The organism is Streptomyces sp. NBC_01446 (assembly GCF_026340095.1).
GTDB classification, from domain to species: Bacteria; Actinomycetota; Actinomycetes; order Streptomycetales; family Streptomycetaceae; genus Streptomyces; species Streptomyces aureus.
Window position 1 is genome coordinate 8,113,118 of record NZ_JAPEPO010000001.1, and the last position, 17,501, is coordinate 8,130,618.

General features: G+C 69.2%; 16 protein-coding genes, 1 tRNA gene and 1 pseudogene. 10 read left to right on the forward strand and 8 right to left on the reverse strand.

What is annotated here, in order from left to right; all coding sequences use genetic code 11:
- The first annotated feature begins 1 nt into the window (after position 1).
- The 4 genes from OG456_RS36705 to OG456_RS36720 all read left to right on the forward strand — a co-directional run bounded on the left by OG456_RS36705 (position 2) and on the right by OG456_RS36720 (position 5,028).
- Positions 2-997 (forward strand): carbohydrate ABC transporter permease, encoded by a 996-nt coding sequence (locus OG456_RS36705; protein WP_266568732.1) that lies wholly within the window; start codon positions 2-4, stop codon positions 995-997.
- A gap of 34 nt (positions 998-1,031) precedes the next feature.
- Positions 1,032-1,871 carry a carbohydrate ABC transporter permease gene (locus OG456_RS36710; protein WP_266569547.1) on the forward strand — a complete coding sequence of 280 codons (840 nt, stop codon included), beginning with the start codon at positions 1,032-1,034 and terminating at the stop codon, positions 1,869-1,871.
- Between the two features lie 47 nt (positions 1,872-1,918).
- Positions 1,919-3,292, forward strand: a complete 1,374-nt coding sequence (locus tag OG456_RS36715; protein WP_266568734.1) for a GH1 family beta-glucosidase — start codon at positions 1,919-1,921, stop codon at positions 3,290-3,292.
- Positions 3,293-3,363: 71 nt separating this feature from the next.
- Positions 3,364-5,028 (forward strand): sulfite oxidase, encoded by a 1,665-nt coding sequence (locus tag OG456_RS36720; protein WP_266568736.1) that lies wholly within the window; start codon positions 3,364-3,366, stop codon positions 5,026-5,028.
- A gap of 48 nt (positions 5,029-5,076) precedes the next feature.
- Here the strand turns inward: OG456_RS36720 and OG456_RS36725 are convergent, their stop codons facing one another.
- Entirely contained in the window at positions 5,077-6,801 is a 1,725-nt protein-coding gene (locus OG456_RS36725) for a coagulation factor 5/8 type domain-containing protein (RefSeq protein ID WP_266569548.1), read from the reverse strand.
- 312 nt (positions 6,802-7,113) lie between these two features.
- On the opposite strand from OG456_RS36725, the pseudogene OG456_RS36730 reads away from it, so the two are divergent.
- Positions 7,114-7,678 (forward strand): annotated as a pseudogene (locus OG456_RS36730) (LacI family DNA-binding transcriptional regulator); the annotation flags it as partial.
- 568 nt (positions 7,679-8,246) lie between these two features.
- Here the strand turns inward: OG456_RS36730 and OG456_RS36740 are convergent.
- The 6 genes from OG456_RS36740 to OG456_RS36765 form a co-directional block, all read right to left on the reverse strand.
- Positions 8,247-8,939: an alpha/beta hydrolase gene (locus OG456_RS36740; protein ID WP_266568740.1), complete on the reverse strand. Its 693-nt coding sequence runs from the start codon at positions 8,937-8,939 to the stop codon at positions 8,247-8,249.
- A gap of 107 nt (positions 8,940-9,046) precedes the next feature.
- The gene (locus OG456_RS36745) at positions 9,047-9,403 is read right to left on the reverse strand and encodes a PRC-barrel domain-containing protein (RefSeq protein ID WP_266568742.1); all 357 of its coding nucleotides are present in this window, start codon (positions 9,401-9,403) and stop codon (positions 9,047-9,049) included.
- Positions 9,404-9,420: 17 nt separating this feature from the next.
- Complete coding sequence (locus OG456_RS36750) at positions 9,421-10,314, reverse strand: RNA polymerase sigma factor SigF (RefSeq protein ID WP_266568743.1); 894 nt, start codon at positions 10,312-10,314, stop codon at positions 9,421-9,423.
- 102 nt (positions 10,315-10,416) lie between these two features.
- A complete protein-coding gene (locus OG456_RS36755) occupies positions 10,417-11,043 on the reverse strand; it encodes a pyridoxamine 5'-phosphate oxidase family protein (protein ID WP_266568744.1) in 627 nt (208 codons plus the stop codon).
- A 132-nt stretch (positions 11,044-11,175) separates the two neighbouring features.
- On the reverse strand, positions 11,176-11,946 hold the full coding sequence (locus tag OG456_RS36760) for an SDR family NAD(P)-dependent oxidoreductase (protein ID WP_266568746.1): 771 nt from the start codon (positions 11,944-11,946) through the stop codon (positions 11,176-11,178).
- A gap of 148 nt (positions 11,947-12,094) precedes the next feature.
- A complete protein-coding gene (locus tag OG456_RS36765; protein WP_266568748.1) occupies positions 12,095-13,543 on the reverse strand; it encodes an MFS transporter in 1,449 nt (482 codons plus the stop codon).
- Between the two features lie 274 nt (positions 13,544-13,817).
- Here OG456_RS36765 and OG456_RS36770 point away from each other — a divergent pair, with 274 nt between their 5' ends.
- The 5 genes from OG456_RS36770 to OG456_RS36790 all read left to right on the forward strand — a co-directional run bounded on the left by OG456_RS36770 (position 13,818) and on the right by OG456_RS36790 (position 16,914).
- Positions 13,818-14,273: a MarR family winged helix-turn-helix transcriptional regulator gene (locus OG456_RS36770; protein WP_266568750.1), complete on the forward strand. Its 456-nt coding sequence runs from the start codon at positions 13,818-13,820 to the stop codon at positions 14,271-14,273.
- 127 nt (positions 14,274-14,400) lie between these two features.
- A complete protein-coding gene (locus OG456_RS36775; RefSeq protein ID WP_266568752.1) occupies positions 14,401-14,790 on the forward strand; it encodes a hypothetical protein in 390 nt (129 codons plus the stop codon).
- Positions 14,791-14,883: 93 nt separating this feature from the next.
- Positions 14,884-15,138, forward strand: coding sequence for a hypothetical protein (locus OG456_RS36780; RefSeq protein WP_266568754.1), 255 nt, complete (start codon positions 14,884-14,886; stop codon positions 15,136-15,138).
- A gap of 254 nt (positions 15,139-15,392) precedes the next feature.
- Positions 15,393-16,757, forward strand: coding sequence for an FAD-dependent oxidoreductase (locus tag OG456_RS36785; protein ID WP_266568756.1), 1,365 nt, complete (start codon positions 15,393-15,395; stop codon positions 16,755-16,757).
- Between the two features lie 83 nt (positions 16,758-16,840).
- Positions 16,841-16,914: transfer RNA gene (locus tag OG456_RS36790), tRNA-Met, on the forward strand.
- A gap of 70 nt (positions 16,915-16,984) precedes the next feature.
- On the opposite strand, the gene OG456_RS36795 is transcribed toward OG456_RS36790, so the two are convergent.
- A complete protein-coding gene (locus OG456_RS36795) occupies positions 16,985-17,461 on the reverse strand; it encodes a hypothetical protein (RefSeq protein WP_266568762.1) in 477 nt (158 codons plus the stop codon).
- Between the last annotated feature and the right edge of the window lie 40 nt (positions 17,462-17,501).

Here is a 17,501-nt window from a genome sequence, read left to right on the forward strand (position 1 = left end):
CATGACCACCCTCGTGAACTCCCCGAAGGGGGATCCGGCGGTGCGTGAGGACACCCCCGGGGCGACGCGCAGGCCGCGCCGCCCCGGGCGCATCCGCCGCTTGGGGCTGCCGTACCTGCTGCTGCTCCCCGCGCTGCTGCTAGAGATCCTCGTCCACCTGCTGCCGATCGCCATCGGCTTCGTCATGGCGTTCAAGGAGCTGACCCAGAACTTCCTGCGGGACTGGAGCGCGGCTCCCTGGACCGGCCTCGGCAACTTCGACGTGGCCGTCGACTTCAACGAACCCGTCGGAAAGGCCCTGCTCCACTCGTTCTGGATCACCTGCGTCTTCACGCTCATGTCGGTCGGCCTGTGCTGGCTCCTCGGCACGGCGGCGGCCGTCTTCATGCAGGAGACGTTCACCGGACGCGGCTTCCTGCGGACCCTGTTCCTGGTGCCGTACGCGCTGCCCGTCTACGCGGCCGTGATCACCTGGGCGTTCATGTTCCAAAGGGACAACGGCCTGGTCAACCACGTACTCCACGACCAGCTCGGACTCGCCGACGGGCATCCCTTCTGGCTCATCGGCGACAACAGCTTCTTCGCACTGCTGACCGTCTCGGTGTGGAAGGGCTGGCCGTTCGCGTTCCTGATCGTGATGGCCGGCCTCCAGAACATCCCCAAGGAGCTCTACGAGGCCGCCGCCATGGACGGCGCGGGCATCTGGCAGCAGATCCGGCGCATCACCCTTCCCTCACTGCGCCCGGTCAACCAGGTGCTCGTACTCGTCCTGTTCCTGTGGACGTTCAACGACTTCAACACACCGTTCGTGCTGTTCGGGCGGGCGGCGCCCGAGGCGGCCGATCTCATCTCCGTGCACATCTACCAGTCGTCCTTCGCCACCTGGAACTTCGGCACCGGCGCGGCCATGTCCGTACTCCTGCTGCTGTTCCTGCTCCTGGTGACGGGGATCTACCTGGTGCTCACCTCACGAGGGAGGAAGGCCTCCCGTGGCTAGCCCCACCGTCCCCCGCGGCGCTCCGCGCTCGCCCATGGCGTCCCCGCGCTCCTTCATCTGGTCCCGCCGGATCTTCCTGACCCTGCTCACGGGCTTCGTCCTGCTGCCCGTCTACGTCATGATCTCCAGCTCGCTCAAACCGCTGGAGGACGTGTCGGGCAAGTTCCGCTGGATGCCCAGCGGGCTCACCATCCAGCCCTACTTCGACATCTGGAAAACCGTCCCGCTGGCGAAGTACTTCTGGAACTCGCTGATCGTGGCCGGCGCCGCGACGGTCTGCTCCGTCGTGATCGCCGTCTTCGCCGCCTACGCGGTCAGCCGCTACCAGTTCCGCGGCAAGCGCGTCTTCACGGTGACGGTCCTGTCGACCCAGATGTTCCCCGGCATCCTCTTCCTGCTGCCGCTGTTCCTCATCTACGTCAACATCGGCCAGTCCACCGGGATCGCCCTGTTCGGCTCACGCGGCGGACTGATCCTCACCTACCTCACGTTCTCCCTGCCCTTCTCGATCTGGATGCTCATCGGGTACTTCGAATCGGTCCCCAGGGACCTCGACGAGGCCGCGATGGTGGACGGCTGCGGACCCCTCAAGGCGCTGTTCCGCGTCGTCGTCCCGGCGGCGATCCCCGGCATCGTCGCGGTCGCGGTGTACGCCTTCATGACCGCCTGGGGAGAAGTGCTCTTCGCGTCCGTCCTGACGACCGACGCCACCCGCACCCTCGCCGTCGGCCTCCAGAACTACTCCACCCAGAACGACGTGTACTGGAACCAGATCATGGCCGCCTCGCTCGTCGTGAGCATCCCCGTGGTCGCCGGATTCCTGCTGCTCCAGCGCTACCTCGTCGCCGGCCTGACCGCCGGGGCCGTGAAGTGAGCAGTACCCCGGACCGTGTCGCCGACCCCTCGCCCGAAAGGACGTCAGTGTCCAAGCCCATCGACTTCGCCGCTCTCCCGAAGGACTTCGCCTGGGGCACGGCCACCTCCGCCTACCAGATCGAGGGAGCCGTCGCCGAGGACGGCCGTGCCCCCTCGATCTGGGACACCTTCTCGCACACCAGCGGCAAGGTAGCAGGCGACGACCACGGGGACGTCGCCTGCGACCACTACCACCGCTGGCGCGAGGACATCGCGCTGATGAAGCAGCTCGGCACCAATGCCTACCGGCTCTCACTGGCGTGGCCGCGGATCGTGCCCGGCGGCGACGGCCCCGTCAACGCCAAGGGCCTCGACTTCTACGATCAGTTGATCGACGGCCTCCTCGAAGCCGGGATCGAGCCGTCCGTCACCCTCTACCACTGGGACCTCCCGCAGACCCTCCAGGACCGCGGCGGCTGGCCCGAGCGGGACACGGCGAACCACTTCGCCGACTACGCCACCGTCGTCGCCGAACGCCTCGGCGACCGCGTCACCCAGTGGGCCACCCTCAACGAACCCCTGTGCTCGGCCTGGATCGGCCACCTCGAAGGCCGTATGGCCCCCGGGTTCACCGACCTGACCGCCGCTGTCCGCGCCTCGTACCACCTGCTGCTCGGCCACGGCCTCGCCACCCGGGCGATCCGCGCCGCGGCGCCCGACGCGCGCATCGGCATCGTCAACAACCTCTCCACCGTCCAGGCAGCCACCGACCGGCCCGAGGACCTCGCGGCGGCCCACCGCATGGACGGCCACACCAACCGCTGGTGGCTCGACCCCGTCCACGGCCGCGGCTTCCCCGCCGACATGCGCGACGTCTACAGGGTCGAACTACCCGAGCAGGCAGGCGACGTGGAGACGATCGCCGCCCCGCTCGACTGGCTCGGCCTGAACTACTACATGCCGGCCATCGTCGCGGACGACCCCACGGGCCCCGCCCCGCACGCCCGCGAGGTGCGCCGCCTCGGCGTCCCGCGCACCGGCATGGACTGGGAGATCGACGCGAGCGGTATCGAGACCCTGCTCCTGCGGCTCACCCACGAGTACGGCGCCCGCAAGCTCTACGTCACCGAGAACGGCTCCGCCTTCCCCGATGTCGTACGGCCCGACGGCTCCGTCGACGACCCCGGACGCGTCGAGTACCTGGAAGACCACCTCGCGGCCTGCGCCTCCGCCGCCCGCAAGGGAGCACCGCTCGCCGGGTACTACGCCTGGTCCCTCCTCGACAACTTCGAGTGGGCCTACGGCTACGACAAGCGCTTCGGCCTCGTCCACGTCGACTACAAGACGCAGCGCCGCACCATCAAGGGCAGCGGCCACCGCTACGCGGACATCGTCCGCAGGCACCGGCAGGGGAGGGGACTCAGGGACAACGCGGCCTGACGCGTTCCCGCGGCTTTTGCGCCCGTACGCGCACGCATGTCCGCTTGAATGCGTGCGGGATCGCCTCCAGCATGGTCGGGCTGACGAAGCTCGAGGGTGCGGCGGCATGCCGCGAGGAAGGTTTCCCCATTTCTGGATCGGGCGAGAACCGGAATTTCCGGGGGCGGCGCGGTGCGCGGCGGCGTGCCTGCCTCGGCGCGCTGAGCGGACTGCTGGCCGGTTACGCGGCCCTGGCCGCCGCCGAGCTGACGGCGGCCGTCGTCCGTCCCCAGGCGAGCCCCGTGGTGGCCGTGGGAGGCGCCGCCATCGACCGCACGCCGACCGCGCTCAAGGACTGGGCGATCCGGAATTTCGGAACGCACGACAAGCTCGTTCTGCAGCTCGGCATCCTTGCCGTGCTGGCCGTCCTCGCCGTGGTCCTGGGCCTCGTCGCCGTCCACCACCGCCGCGTCGGATCTGCCGGCGTCCTGCTGTTCGGCGTGATCGGCGCACTGGCGGCCACCACGCGCCCCGACTCGACGGGCATCGCCGACGCCGCGCCGTCCGTGGTCGGCGCGCTGGTGGGTGCCTGGCTCCTGTACGCGCTCAGCGGACGCGCGCGCTCCACGCCGACCGAGGAGCCACCCGAGGGCAGCACCGAACCCGGATGGGACCGGCGCGGGTTCGTCACGCTCGCGACGGCCGCCGCCGTCATCTCCACCGGCGCCGGGCTGCTGGCCCGGTCGTCGCGCGGCACGCAGGACGTGAACGCCGTGTCCTCACGCAACGGCGTCAAACTGCCCGTTCCGGCGTCTCCGGGAAGACCCACTCCGGCGGGCGCCCAGTTGGCGATCCCCGGCATCGGCGCGTTCACCACGTCGAACAAGGACTTCTACCGGGTCGACACCGCTCTGGTGGTGCCGATGGTGGACGCGATGAAATGGCGGCTGCGGATCCACGGCAAGGGCGTTACCCGCCCCGTCACCCTGACCTTCGACGACCTGCTGCGAAGGCCGCTCATCGAACGCGCCATCACCCTCACCTGCGTGTCGAACGAGGTCGGCGGCTCCCTGATCGGCAATGCCCGCTGGATCGGCGTACGCCTCGCGGACGTGCTCGCGGAGAGCGGCGTCAGACCCCCGTCGAAGGGCGGCCCCGCGGACCAGCTGGTCGCGCGTTCCGTCGACGGCATGACGATCGGCAGCCCCGTCGAGGACATCATGGACGGGCGCGACGCGATGCTGGCGCTGGGGATGAACGGTCAGCCCCTGCCGTTCGCACACGGCTTCCCCGTGCGCATGCTCGTCCCCGGCCTGTACGGCTACGTGTCGGCCTGCAAGTGGATCGAGGACATCGAGCTCACCACCTTCGCCGACTACGACGCGTACTGGGTGAAACGGGACTGGGCCCAGCAGGCACCCATCAAGACGGAGTCCCGCATCGACACCCCCAAGCCCTCCGTGAGCCGCGAGGCCGGCACGGTCATGGTCGCGGGTGTGGCCTGGGCGCAGCATCGCGGGATCGAGAAGGTCGAGGTCCGCGTCGACGACGGCCCTTGGGAACGGGCGACCCTCGCGGCGGAGGACACCCGCGACACCTGGCGCCAGTGGTCCTACCCGTGGCAGGCGACCTCCGGAGGACACCGACTCACGGTCCGCGCGACCGACGGCACGGGCCGGACGCAGACGGCGGATCGCGCCGACCCCGTACCGGACGGGGCGAGTGGCTACCACTCGATCCGAGTGGAGATCGGCTGACGCCGGTGAACGGCGACGGACCACGGTCCGTCGCCCTTCACGGTCGGGTCAGGGGTACGAGACCACGGTCGAGGGCACGGTGGACGTGCCGGACGTGGCGGCGCCGATGTCGTTGATGACGTGCTCGTACTGGCCCTGGCCCCCCAGGGACACGACCAGCAGGTCGTGGAACTTCACCCCCGACGTGTTGGGCGCGGCGAAGCCGTGGTCCTGTCGGATGGTGTTGTCCGACGTGTAGTTGCAGTAGCTCCCCAGTCCCCAGCCCTCGTGCGTGGTGACGGAGTCGGCGACCTTGTACGCGGCGAATCCCTTGACGTTGCCGTCCTGGACGGCGGCCTGGTTCGGGGCGTCGTACGCCTTCTCGTTCTGGAAGAAGATCGTGCGGCCGCGCTGGCCGGCCCAGTACACGTCGTACTTGTTGAAGTGCTCGACGAACAGGCCGGTGGCCAGCACGTCGTCGCCGTTGACGCGCACGCCGTAGTCGGCGCGGTTGGTCTCCCAGCCGACGCCGTCACCGTGGTCGGCGCGCCAGACCCAGGTGTGATCGATGATCGTGTGCCGGCTGTTGACGACGATGCTGGTGGTTGCCTTGCCGGGGCCGGCGCCGCCGATCCGCACGAAGACGTCCTGGACGGTGATGGGGTTGGCCGAGTGGTCGGCGGACGCCCCGGAAGGCCCGACTTCCAGCAGGGTCTGCGAGTTGACCGCTCCCGCGTCGATCAGGAACCCGGCCAGGCGCACCCCGTCGACGTCGGTCACCTTCACCGCCGTGACGCCGTTGTCCGGGATGAGGGTGGCGTAGCCGAGGCCGAGGACCACGGCGTTGGCGCGCTTCACCTCTATCGCCGCGTCGAGGTGGTAGATCCCGGGCGTGAGAAGGAGGTTGAGGCCCTGGTCGAGCGCCGCGTTGAGGGTGGCGGCGGTGACACCGGGCTTCGCCACGTAGAACTGGGTGAGCGCGAGCGAGGTGCCCCGGGGTGTGCCGCTGCCCCAGGTGGTGCCGCGCGCGTCGGTTCGCTTCTCGGGCAGGAAGACCTTGTAGTCGGCGCCGTCGAGGTACAGGAACGGCTTTTCGCGGGACACCGGCGTCGTGTTGAGCGTGGTGTACGGCGGGTCCGGGAAGCTCTGGGCGGGGGCGCCCTCGACGCCGGAGAACACCATGTTCCAGACGGCGTTGGTCCAGCCGCCGACGGAACTGTCGCGGGTGTACCACTGCTGCTGCGAGTACGGCCCGACCGTGCCGTCGATGCGGCTGTCGGCGATGTAGCCGCCGCTGGCCCAGCCGTAGCCGTCGGGGGCGAGGTTGAGGCCGCCTCTCACGTGCATACGGCGGAACGGCGCGGCCTGGGCGACGGCCCAGCGGTTGGTGCCGTTGACGGGGGTGAGGGCGAGGTTCTCGGCGGAGCGCCAGAAGTTCTGGGTGGCGTTGCCGTTGAACCAGCCGGCGTCGACCGTGACATCGCCGTTGATCGAGGTGTCGTCGGGGGACAGGCCGAGACCGGCGATCGAGGTGTAGAAGCCGAGTTGGGCGTTGAGGCCGTTGTACGCGCCTGGCTTGAACAGGAACGCGTAACGGCCGGAGCCGAACTGTGCGGACTCCTGCTGCTTGAAGATCTCGTCCAGCTTGGCCTGGATGCCAGGGGTGGAGGGGTCGAACACGATCACGTTCGGGCCCAGGTCACCGCCGCCGGGCAGTGGGTCGGCGGCGGGCGCCGCGGAGGCGGGGGACCCGAGTGCGAGGAGGCCGGGAACGGTGGCCGCGGTCGCCGCCATGACGCCGAGAACGGTCCGGCGCGAGGGGGTGACGGTACCGGCTGTGGGCGAACTGGACGTGGTTGAGGGGTTCGTGGGGGGTGTGAGCATAGGGCGGCTCTCCTGGTTCAGTAAATGAACGAATGAGGGGGGTGGGAGCGCTCTCTTGGGGTCGAATGCTTCATCTGTGTGAACGATGCGTCAAGACTTAAATCCAGAATCATCGAAATTAGTGGCGGGCGTGGGGCTGTTGGGGATCGCGTCGAGTCGCCCAGCCGCTCTCGATGCCCCAACACCCTTTCAACGAAGAGGTGTTGGCCGTTTCCTGACACGGTCATCGCCCATCTGTGGCAGGGCAGCGCGGACGGTGCGTTCGTGTCTCCACCCACGCCGAGGACCCGCTGCCGGAGCTCCTCGCCGCCGAGCATCTGCTGTCGCGGGGGCGCCGCAGGGTGGCGACGGTGGCGGGGCCTCTGGACGTCCCGGCGGGCCAGGAGCGGCCGGCGGGGTTTTGCGACGGGATGGAGGGGGCGGCGTCCCTTACGTGCCGATCGCCGAAGGCGGCTTCACTCTCGACAGCGGGGCGGCCGCGATGGAGCGGCTGCTCGGCCAACACCCCGACATCGGCAGGGTGTTCGCGGCCAACGACCTGATGGCCCAGGGCGTCTGTCAGGTCCTGCGGGAACAGGGGAGGCGGGTGCCGGAGGACGTCGCGGTCGTCGACTTCGACGACTTGAGCGAGGCCGCCATCCGCAAGCCGCAACTGACCACCGTTCGCCGGCCGGTGGAGGAGACGGCCGGAGTGATGGCCCGCCTCCTCAAGGAACACATCGAGGGCACGCGGAGCGAGCCCACGTCCCTGATCTCCGAGCCCGAACTGGTGCTCCGGCAGTCGGCGTGGACCCAGTGGGCGGAGAGGGGCAGGGCGCCCCTCTCCGCCCGTCCGACCCGTCAGTCCTGTGTCGAGGTGAGGAACACGGAGCGCAGCTTGAGGCTGTCGGTGGCCGGCCTGCCGTGCGGACGCAGTGTCCAGGAGTCGCCTTCGCAGTCGGGCCCGGTGAAGACCATGGCCCACTCGTCCGTGTCGTTGTGCGGGGCGAACGCCGGTTCGGAGGAGCTCGGGTCGGCGACTTCGGGGAGGGTGACGCACTGACGGCTCGGCAGCTCGTGGAGGGTGACCGACTGCGCCCGGCCGTTGAGCCCGACGAACTTGTACGAGAAGTCCCCGGTGGCTGCCTGGGCGGAGGCCGGAAGGGTCAGCGCGAGGGCGAACGCTGCGAGGGATGCGGCAACGGTGGAGCGACGGCGCATGGACGGCCTCATCATTCGGTGCTTGGGGAAGGTCCATGGCAGCTTCGCCCATGGGCCCTCCCGTCACGCCGGCGACAGAAGCCGAAAGGATTCACTGTCGCCCGTTCGGCGGAACTCCCCGAGGCATACCTGGGACGTCAAGCGTACGAGAACGCTTACGGCGTACGGCCGTTGAGGGCGAGACGGCCGGCGACTTCGGTGGGGAGCGGCGCGAACCCCAGCAGGCCGCTCACGATCCGGCCGGTCTGGCGGTGCCAGGAACCGGCCTGCCGCAGCATCGCGTGGTCGCCGCCCGGCATCAGCAGCGTGCAGGCTTCGGCGCCCGCGGCAGAGGCCCGGTCGGCGTAGTCGACGGAGGCCTCGGGATCCGTCGTGCGGTCCCGGTCGCCGTGGAGCAGCACCACGCGCCGGCCGCGCAACTGCGTCACCGGCTCACCCTCCGGACACCACGGAGCGAGTCCCACCACGCCTTGGACGAGCCGATGGCCGCCGGCGCGCAGCGCCGCACGTCCGCCCATGGAATGACCGACCAGCACGGTCGGCACGTCCCCGGCGCGTACGGCCAGTTCGTCCAGCGCCCGCAGCGCGTCGCGGAGCGGATCCTCGCGGTCACCGTTCCAGCCCCGGCAGCGATAACGGACGCTCCCCACCAGCAGCCCCGGGTCCTCGCAGGCCCGCTCGACGGCCCGGGCGAACGGACGCATGCGCGCACTCGCGAGACTCAACCACGGCACCGCTTCCGTCCCCTCGGAGCGGCCACCGTGCAGGACGAGCACCGCGGCCCGCGGCGGTTCGAGGGCCACGGGTGCCACGAGTGCCGATCGCGGATCGTCGTCCCATACGAGCACGCTGTCTCCCCTTCGTCGTGCCCCGGCCACGTGGCCCGGCGCTGCGAGGCCATCATGACGAATCCGTAGCCGCGGGCCGAACGGATGGGTGCGAGGCAGCTCGCGCGTCAGCGACGGGCGAGCTGCCGCTCCCCTTTCGTCCCGGGCTCGTACGGCAGTCCGTAGTGCCGGAACAGGGGTTCCTCGTCCTCAGCGGGCAGCACGTCGTCCGTGCCGATCGACGGGCACTCCTTCGCCAGCGCCTTCGCGTAGCCGACCTTGACGTAGGTCGGCCCGACGACCGCGCCGTCCAGCGGTACGAAGACGAGCCTGTGCCGCGTGGGGAGGCCGATCAGGACGGTGGCCATGGCCGGCTCGTCGGTCCGGGTGTTCACGTAGACCGCCTCGAGCGTGCCGATCTTGTGGCCGTCCGGGTCGACGACGTCGTAGGAGCGCCATTCACGGACATCCGCCGCCTGGATCATCGTGGAGCCCCTCTGCGTCAGGCGAACATGCCTGTCCTGAGCTTGGTGAGGGTGCGGGTCAGGAGCCGGGAGACATGCATCTGGGACACGCCGATCTCGGCGCCGATCTCCGACTGGGTCATCTCCTGGCCGAAGCGCATCTCGAGGATGCGGCGCTCACGGCCGTCGAGCTGTTCCAGGAGCGGCGCCAGCGTGTGGAGGTCCTCCACCGTCTCCATGGCCGGATCCGGTTCGCCGAGAACGTCGGCGAAGGTCCTCGACGCGTCGGTCGGGTGCTCGCCGGGATCGCTCGGCATGTCGATGGAACCCGCGGTGTAACCGTTCGAGGCGACCATGCCCTCGAGCACCTCGTCCTCGCTGAGTTCCAGGTGCTCGGCGAGCTCCTTGGGAGTCGGCTCGTGGTCCAGGACGGTGGACAGCTCGTCCTTGCCCTTGGCCAGGTCGACGCGCAACTCCTGGAGCCGGCGCGGCACATGGACGGCCCAGCTGGTGTCGCGGAAGAAGCGCTTGATCTCGCCGACGATGTACGGGACGGCGAAGGAGGTGAACTGGACCTCGCGCGACAGGTCGAACCGGTCGATTGCCTTGATCAGGCCGATGGTCCCGACCTGCACGATGTCCTCCATCTCGCCACTGCCACGGTGGCGGAAGCGGGACGCCGCGAACTGGACGAGGGAGAGGTTCATCTCGATCAGCGTGTTACGGGCGTACTGGTAGTCCTCAGTGCCCTCTTCGAGTACCTGGAGCTGCTCGAAGAACACCCTGGAGAGATCCCGTGCGTCCTTGGGCGCGACCTTGCCGGCGTCTTCGACCCACGGAAGCCCACTCGCGCCGACGGTGGCGTCGGCGTCGTGCGTCGTCGTGGCCTGCGCTCGCGCATCTTCATGAGCGTGCACCGAACTTGCCGTCATGTCCCTGCCTTTCGTCTCGGTCCCGTGCCAGAGCGTGTGCCCTCGTGCGCTCCGGTTATGCCTTCCGCCGGGGGAAGCGGCGTGGACCGGCCGGAACCTGACCTATCTCTGTCCCAGGTAGGCGTGGGACATCTGCTCGGTGAAGTAGTCGCCGTCCTTGGGGCGTCCAGGGGCCCTTCGGTTCGGCTGGTGCGCGGGTTCCAGGTGGGGAATGTGCTTGGAGCAGTGGACGTACGCCTCCTGCACGGTGAGGTGTATCCACATCTCGGCCTGCCGCCCCGGGGCCGAATCGCTGGGCAGCGTGGGGCAGATGGCCCGTAGTTCACGATCGCTGACCAGTTGGGCCGATCCGTTCACGTGCAGCCCTATGTGGTCATGGGTGAAGTCGATGAAGAGCAGGCCCATATGGGGGTTCTCGGTGATGTTGCCCGCGCTGGCCATGACTCCGTTGCCCCGGTACTCCGGGTAGGCGAGATGGAGGTCGTCGAGGACCGTGACGAACCCGGGCGGCCCGGCACGGAAACTGGCGTCGCAGTGACCACGTGTGTCCGCCGTGGACAGGAACACCATGGTCTGCCGGGCGATGAACTCGCTCATCGCCGGCGTCAGACGGGGCTGGACCTGACGGTCGTAGAAGTCATCGGCGCGCTCGCTCGTACCCATGTGGGCCTGCAGGGCGCGTTCACCCTGGGAGGGCACGGGGTGGGGGGTGTGGGGGCGGAGGGGCATGCCGTGATCACGTCTCAATCGCCAGGGGTGGACAACGAGCGAGCGTGGCGCCCACTCGAACTGTGGGGCCACGCTAGGCCATTGTCGATCCGCGGATGAGACGGTTCCGCCAGGAACAGGCGCCGGCTGGCGCTACGCGGCGATCACAGCGGCGCCGACGCGGCCGCCGTCGACGTCCACGACCGTGCCGTGGACGAACGCCGACTCGTCCGAGGCCAGCCAGACCGCGGCGTGCGCGATGGCGTCGGGCGTTCCGATCGTGCCGAACGGCGTGCCCTTCATCATGATTTCGCCCGGGTGCGGCTCGCCGCCCTCGGCCGCGCGGGGGACGATCACGCCGGGTGAGATCGCGTTCACCCGCACCCCCTGCGGACCGAACTCCGCCGACCACGCGCGCGTGAGCGTCTCCATGGCTCCCTTGGTGGAGCTGTAGAGCGACCCCACCGGGACGCCCAGGCGGGCGATCCAGGAGCCGAGATTGACGATGACTCCGCCACCGTTCCGTGCCATCTCCGGGGCGACATCCGCGGTCAGGAAGAAGGGCGCCTTCACATTCACCGCGTAGACCTGGTCGAAAGTCTTCTCGTCCGTCGTGGTGGTGGTCCCGGGCGGGTAGATGCCCGCGTTGTTCACCAGCACGTCGAGGTGCCCGCCGAGCGCCTCTCGGGCCTGCTCCGCGAGGCGGCGGGAGGCATCCGCGCTGCCGTCGAGGTCGGCCTCGACGAAGTCGGCCCGCCCTCCGGCCGCGCGGATGCCCTCGACGACGTGCTCGCCGCGCTCCCGATTGCGCCCCGATACGACGACACGGGCCCCCTCGGCGGCGAACGCCTCGGCGATCGCCTTTCCGATGTTGCTGGTTGACCCCGTGACGAGTGCGGTCTTGTCCTGCAGTCGTCCACTCATGGCCGGCTCTCCTCGGTCTCGGTTCTCCCGCTCACCGAGCCGGTCGGGAACACCGCCCGACCTGGCCCGGCGGTCCGTTCATCCGGACCGTGAGGCCGACTGTGCTCCGATGAAATTGGACCCGCAAGTCCAGTTTCTGCGGCCCGGCCTAGGCCTTGACCTCGGCCGGTGCGGCAGCCGGTTCGGTGCCCGCTTCGACGGGGGTGGCGCGTACGGCCGGGATGACCGCAGCGATCAGCGCGGCGACGAGCGCGACGCCTCCGCCGACGATGAGAGCTGTACGGAAACCGGCCTCGGAGCTGAAGCTGTAGCCGCCCATGGTGGTCGTCATCTGGGAGAGGATCACGCCGATCACCGCGGCGCCGACCGAGGTGCCGAGGGAGCGCATCAGCGTGTTGAAGCCGTTGGCGGCGGCGGTCTCCGAGAGCGGCACCGAGCTCATGATGAGCGCGGGCATGGAACCGTAGGCGAGTCCGACGCCGCTGTTGATGACCATGCAGACCACCATGAGACCCAGGCCGGAGCCCATCAGCGCGAGCGACAGGCCATATCCGGCGGCGATCACCAGGACACCGCAGATGAGCGTGAACTTCGGGCCTCGGGCATCGGTGAGCTTCCCGCCGAGCGGGGAGACGATCATCATCATGATGCCGCCGGGCGCCATCCACAGGCCCGCCGCGAGCATCGACTGGCCCAGGCCGTAGCCGGTGGCCTCGGGGAACTGCAGCAGCTGCGGGATCACGAGCATGCTCGCGTACATACCGAAGCCGACGAAGATCGAGGCGACGTTCGTGAACAGCACGCGGGGCCGGGCGGTCGTGCGCAGGTCGACCAGCGGGTCCCGGGTGCGTGTCTCCCACCAGCCCCAGCTCAGCAGTACGAGGACGGCCGCGGCGAAGAGTGTGAGCGTCGTCGCCGAGCCCCAGCCCCATTCGGCGCCCTTGGAGACCGCGAGGAGAAGGCAGACGAGGCCGACACCGAGACCGAGCGCGCCGGGTGTGTCGAAACGCTGACCCTTGGCGCTCGCCGGGACGTCCGGAATGAGGAACCAGATCAGGGCGGCGATCAGTACGGCGAGGACGGCCGAACCCCAGAACAGCACACGCCAGTTGGCGTACTGGGCCACTGCGGCGGCGATGGGCAGGCCGAGGCCGCCGCCGATGCCCATGGACGCGCTGACCAGGGCGATCGAGGAGCTGAGCTTCTCCTTCGGCACCACGTCCCGCAGGAGGGCGATGCCCAGCGGCACCATGCCCATCCCCATGCCCTGCAGACCGCGTCCGACGATCATCGGCGCGACGGAGGACGACAGCGCACACACCACGGAGCCCGCCATGAGCGGGACCGAGCATACGAGCAGCATGCGGCGCTTGCCGAGCAGGTCGCCGAGACGTCCGGTGACCGGCACGCACACGGCTCCCACCAGCAGGGTCACGGTGATGACCCAGGCGGCGTTCGACGACGTGGTGTGAAGGATCTTGGGCAGCTCCGCGATGAGCGGGGTGACCAGGGTCTGCATGATCGCGGCTGTGGTGCCGGCGAAAGCCAGAGTGGCGACCACGCCGCCGGCGCGTGCCGTCGGCTGGGGGGCGTCCATCAAGGGGCTCCTTGCGTGTCTGCGAAATTCGGGTGACTGCGGAGTGTGGGCGTCTGCGGGGTCTGAGCGTCTGCGGGGCGCCGACGGTGAGGCCGGTCGGTATGTCCGTCGGGATGCCCGCGCGGAATCCCGATGGCATCGGTATGCATCGTACACATGTCATGCATGGGGCACATTGTGTGGTGGATACATTCGGCTGTGCGAGGATGGGCGCGGGGGTGTGCACGAGCGCGCGGTGCGACGCCGCGGGACGACAGCAGGAGGCGGCAGACGCATGGCCAGGCCCACGTACGAGCTTGAGTACGAGCAGATGCTGCTCAGCCGGCACGGACTCGTGCACCACAAAGGCGGGCGCCCCGAGAACGGCACCCTTGAGCGCAGCGCCTACGTCTTGCTGAGCCGCATTCGCGTGCAGGGGCCCATGTCCATCGGTGAGCTCAGCGACGCGTTCGGGCTCGACGCCTCCACTCTGAACCGGCAGACCGCCGCCGCGATGCGCGCCGGACTGGTGGAGCGCATCCCTGATCCCGAGGGCGGCATGGCCCGCAAGTTCCGCATCACGGACAAGGGCGCGCGCGTCCTCGACGAGGAACGCGATCACATCGTGGGCAGCCTGGACCGCGTCATGACCGACTGGGCGGACGAGGACATCACGGCCTTCACCACCTACCTGAGGCGCTTCAACATGGACATCGAGCGCCTGGGCGGCCGGCCGTGGCCTCGGCCGTGAGGTGTGCGCCGGTGAGCCGGAGCGCGTGAGGCGGAGCAGGTGCGCCGGAACCGCCGAGGCCGTGTCCCTGGGGAAGTTGGGGCGTCGGGGCCTTCCCGGGAGGTGTCTGCCGTTAGAATCCGCTCTCATGTCGAACCCTGACGAACTGCTCGTCGATATTGCCGGCATGGTGGAGTCCGAGCAGAGCAATCAGATGTCCCTGACTGTGGTGACCAGCGGTGCTGTGATCACCGGACGCCTGGCCCCCGAGGCCGTGTGGAGGCAGCGCGTCTCGGAGGTCCTGACGGACTCGGACCACCTCGGCTCCTTCTCGGAGATCTTCACCGCCGACGAGAAGCCCGATGAACGGAAGCGGGGCGAGACCGATGACGGCCTCGCACCCACTCATCTGCACTTCCATGTGGCCCGGATCCTTCAGGGCACCGTCGGCATCCCCGAGACGGGCGGCATGTACCGCGTCGCGATCCAGGACGTGAGCGCCTGGACCGTGGGCGACTTCAGCTACTCCGACCACTGACCTACGGAGGGGTGCGTTCGCGTCACTCGTCCATGGGCCGCAGCAGCACGGACGCCCCGGGCGCACCTCTCCGCCACCCTGAAAAAGCCCGCCGTGGCCGTCACGAACCAGCCCGCGTCGTCGAGCCCGGCCGACCGCCCGGACGTCAGGCGTGATCAGCGCGAGCTTGCCGACATACAGGTGAACCGCACCACCGTGCGGGAGGAGAGCGCCCAGCCTGATGCAGTGGTGACGGGACTCACCTCCTCGGTCGAATACGTGCACGCGGCGCTGCCCGTCGGCCGCGCTGTGCGGGAACAGAATCCGGGGCCAGGCGGCCGGGGGCGGTGGTGGTTCGGCGTCACCTGAGGGAGGAGGCCTGGACTCGGGCGGGGCACGCCCTGCCCTCGGCCGGCGGCGTGCTCCTTCGGGAACGCGCCCGCGTGAGCCGCGGCCTCTCCTTCGTGGCGTACTTGGTTGACACCCGAGGCGAGCCATAAGGCTCACCCACAGGACCCCATAAGGTGGCCTTATGGGGTCATAGACCCAGCCCGACTACTAACTAAGGTTTGCCTTAGTTTAGGATTCCCTTCGAGTGCCCATGCCACGAAGGGAACCTGATCATGCCTCGCCCTCTGCGGGTAGCCGTTGTGGGAGCCGGCCCTGCCGGAATCTACGCCGCTGACGCGCTGCTGAAATCCGCGGTGGCCGAAGACCCGGGTGTGTCCATCGACCTCTTCGAGCGGATGCCGGCGCCGTTCGGTCTGATCCGGTACGGCGTCGCGCCGGACCATCCGAGGATCAAGGGCATCATCACGGCCCTGCACCAGGTCCTCGACAAGCCGCAGATCCGTCTCTTCGGCAACGTCGACTACCCGGGCGACATCAGCCTGGACGATCTGCGCTCGTTCTACGACGCCGTGATCTTCTCCACGGGTGCGACGGCCGACCGCGCGCTCGACATACCGGGCATCGACCTCGACGGCTCGTACGGCGCTGCCGACTTCGTCTCCTGGTACGACGGTCACCCCGATGTGCCCCGGACCTGGCCGCTCGAAGCGGAGAAGGTCGCGGTCCTGGGTGTCGGCAATGTCGCGCTCGACGTGGCCCGCATCCTGGCCAAGACCGCGGACGAGCTGCTGCCGACCGAGATCCCGCCGAACGTCTACGACGGCCTCAAGGCGAACAAGGCCCTGGAGGTCCACGTCTTCGGCCGCCGCGGTCCGGCGCAGGCGAAGTTCAGTCCGATGGAGCTGCGGGAGCTCGACCACTCCCCGAACATCGAGGTCATCGTCGACCCCGAGGACATCGACTACGACGACGGCTCGATCGCGACCCGGCGCGGCAACAAGCAGGCCGACATGGTCGCCAAGACGCTCGAGAACTGGGCCATCCGCGACGTCGGCACCCGGCCGCACAAGCTGTTCCTGCACTTCTTCGAGTCCCCGACCGAGATCCTCGGCGAGAACGGCGAAGTGACCGGCCTGCGCACCGAGCGGACCGCCCTCGACGGCACCGGCAACGTCAAGGGAACCGGCGAGTTCAAGGACTGGGACGTCAAGGGCGTCTACCGCGCGGTGGGTTACCTGTCCGACGAACTCCCCAAGCTGCCTTGGGACCTGGCGTCGGGCACCGTTCCGGACAAGGCCGGCCGGGTGATCGAGGAGTCCGGTGAGCACCTGCAGTCGACCTACGTCACCGGCTGGATCCGGCGCGGTCCCGTGGGTCTGATCGGCCACACCAAGGGCGACGCGAACGAGACGGTCGCCAGCCTCCTCGACGACCGTGAGAACGGCCGTCTGAGCACGCCCTCCGCGCCCGACCCGGAGGCCGTGGACGCGTTCCTCGACGAGCGGAACGTGCGTTACACGACGTGGGACGGCTGGTACCGGCTGGACGCCGCAGAGAAGGCGCTGGGCGAGCTGGAGGGCCGTGAGCGCGTGAAGATCGTCGAGCGTGAGGACATGCTCAGGGCGAGCGGCGCGTAGCTCCTGGCGACAGCGGTGCCTGCCGTCCCGGCAGGAGGTGGTCAGGAGTAGCTGCTCCGATGGCGTACGGTGGTGTCTACCGACGCGGGGTGGAGCAGCTCGGTAGCTCGCTGGGCTCATAACCCAGAGGTCGCAGGTTCAAATCCTGTCCCCGCTACTGCCGACCAGGGCCCGGATCCAATGGATCCGGGCCCTGGTGCGTTGTCGCCCCGTGCGGCGAGCGCGTTTCAGGCTTGCGTGGGCGCCGCCGCCGGGACGCGCTCCCCGATGATGCGGCTCGCCAGTTCGGCGGCCAGTTCGGGGACGGTGAGGTGCAGTTCGGCCTCCGCTGCGGCCCGTTCGGCCTCGATCAGGGCCTGGCCGTCGGCGAGGAGCGCCTCGCGTTCGCGCAGTCCGTCCTCGCGGGCGGCGGCTATCAGCGCCGCACCTTCCTCGCGCGCCGCCTGCGTGACCCTGGCGGCGTCGCGACGGGCCTCGGCGAGCAGGGCCTGGGCGCCGGCGTGCTCGGCGGAGGCCTCCGCCCGGATCGCCTCGGCGCGCTCCAAGGCGCCTTCGGTACGGTCGGCGCGCTCGGCCAGCACCTCGTTGATGCGGGGCAGCAAGCGCTTGAACCAGAGGAAGACGACGGCGAAGAGGATGAGGGCCACGGCCAGGACTTCGACTTGGGCGTTGAGTGGTCCAAATTTGATCGGCAGAAGATACATGCCCCCTGCTTACCTGCTCATTCGTGCTGCCCCTATGCTC

Coding starts and splice junctions, on each gene's coding strand:
- OG456_RS36705 (WP_266568732.1), top strand. CDS start 2: ATGACCACCCTCGTGAACTCCCCGAAGGGGGATCCGGCGGTGCGTGAG.
- OG456_RS36710 (WP_266569547.1), top strand. CDS start 1,032: ATGGCGTCCCCGCGCTCCTTCATCTGGTCCCGCCGGATCTTCCTGACC.
- OG456_RS36720 (WP_266568736.1), top strand. CDS start 3,364: ATGGTCGGGCTGACGAAGCTCGAGGGTGCGGCGGCATGCCGCGAGGAA.
- OG456_RS36725 (WP_266569548.1), bottom strand. CDS start 6,801: ATGGCGGCGACCGCGGCCACCGTTCCCGGCCTCCTCGCACTCGGGTCC.
- OG456_RS36745 (WP_266568742.1), bottom strand. CDS start 9,403: ATGATCCAGGCGGCGGATGTCCGTGAATGGCGCTCCTACGACGTCGTC.
- OG456_RS36750 (WP_266568743.1), bottom strand. CDS start 10,314: ATGACGGCAAGTTCGGTGCACGCTCATGAAGATGCGCGAGCGCAGGCC.
- OG456_RS36755 (WP_266568744.1), bottom strand. CDS start 11,043: ATGCCCCTCCGCCCCCACACCCCCCACCCCGTGCCCTCCCAGGGTGAA.
- OG456_RS36760 (WP_266568746.1), bottom strand. CDS start 11,946: ATGAGTGGACGACTGCAGGACAAGACCGCACTCGTCACGGGGTCAACC.
- OG456_RS36765 (WP_266568748.1), bottom strand. CDS start 13,543: ATGGACGCCCCCCAGCCGACGGCACGCGCCGGCGGCGTGGTCGCCACT.
- OG456_RS36770 (WP_266568750.1), top strand. CDS start 13,818: ATGGCCAGGCCCACGTACGAGCTTGAGTACGAGCAGATGCTGCTCAGC.
- OG456_RS36775 (WP_266568752.1), top strand. CDS start 14,401: ATGTCGAACCCTGACGAACTGCTCGTCGATATTGCCGGCATGGTGGAG.
- OG456_RS36785 (WP_266568756.1), top strand. CDS start 15,393: ATGCCTCGCCCTCTGCGGGTAGCCGTTGTGGGAGCCGGCCCTGCCGGA.
- OG456_RS36795 (WP_266568762.1), bottom strand. CDS start 17,461: ATGTATCTTCTGCCGATCAAATTTGGACCACTCAACGCCCAAGTCGAA.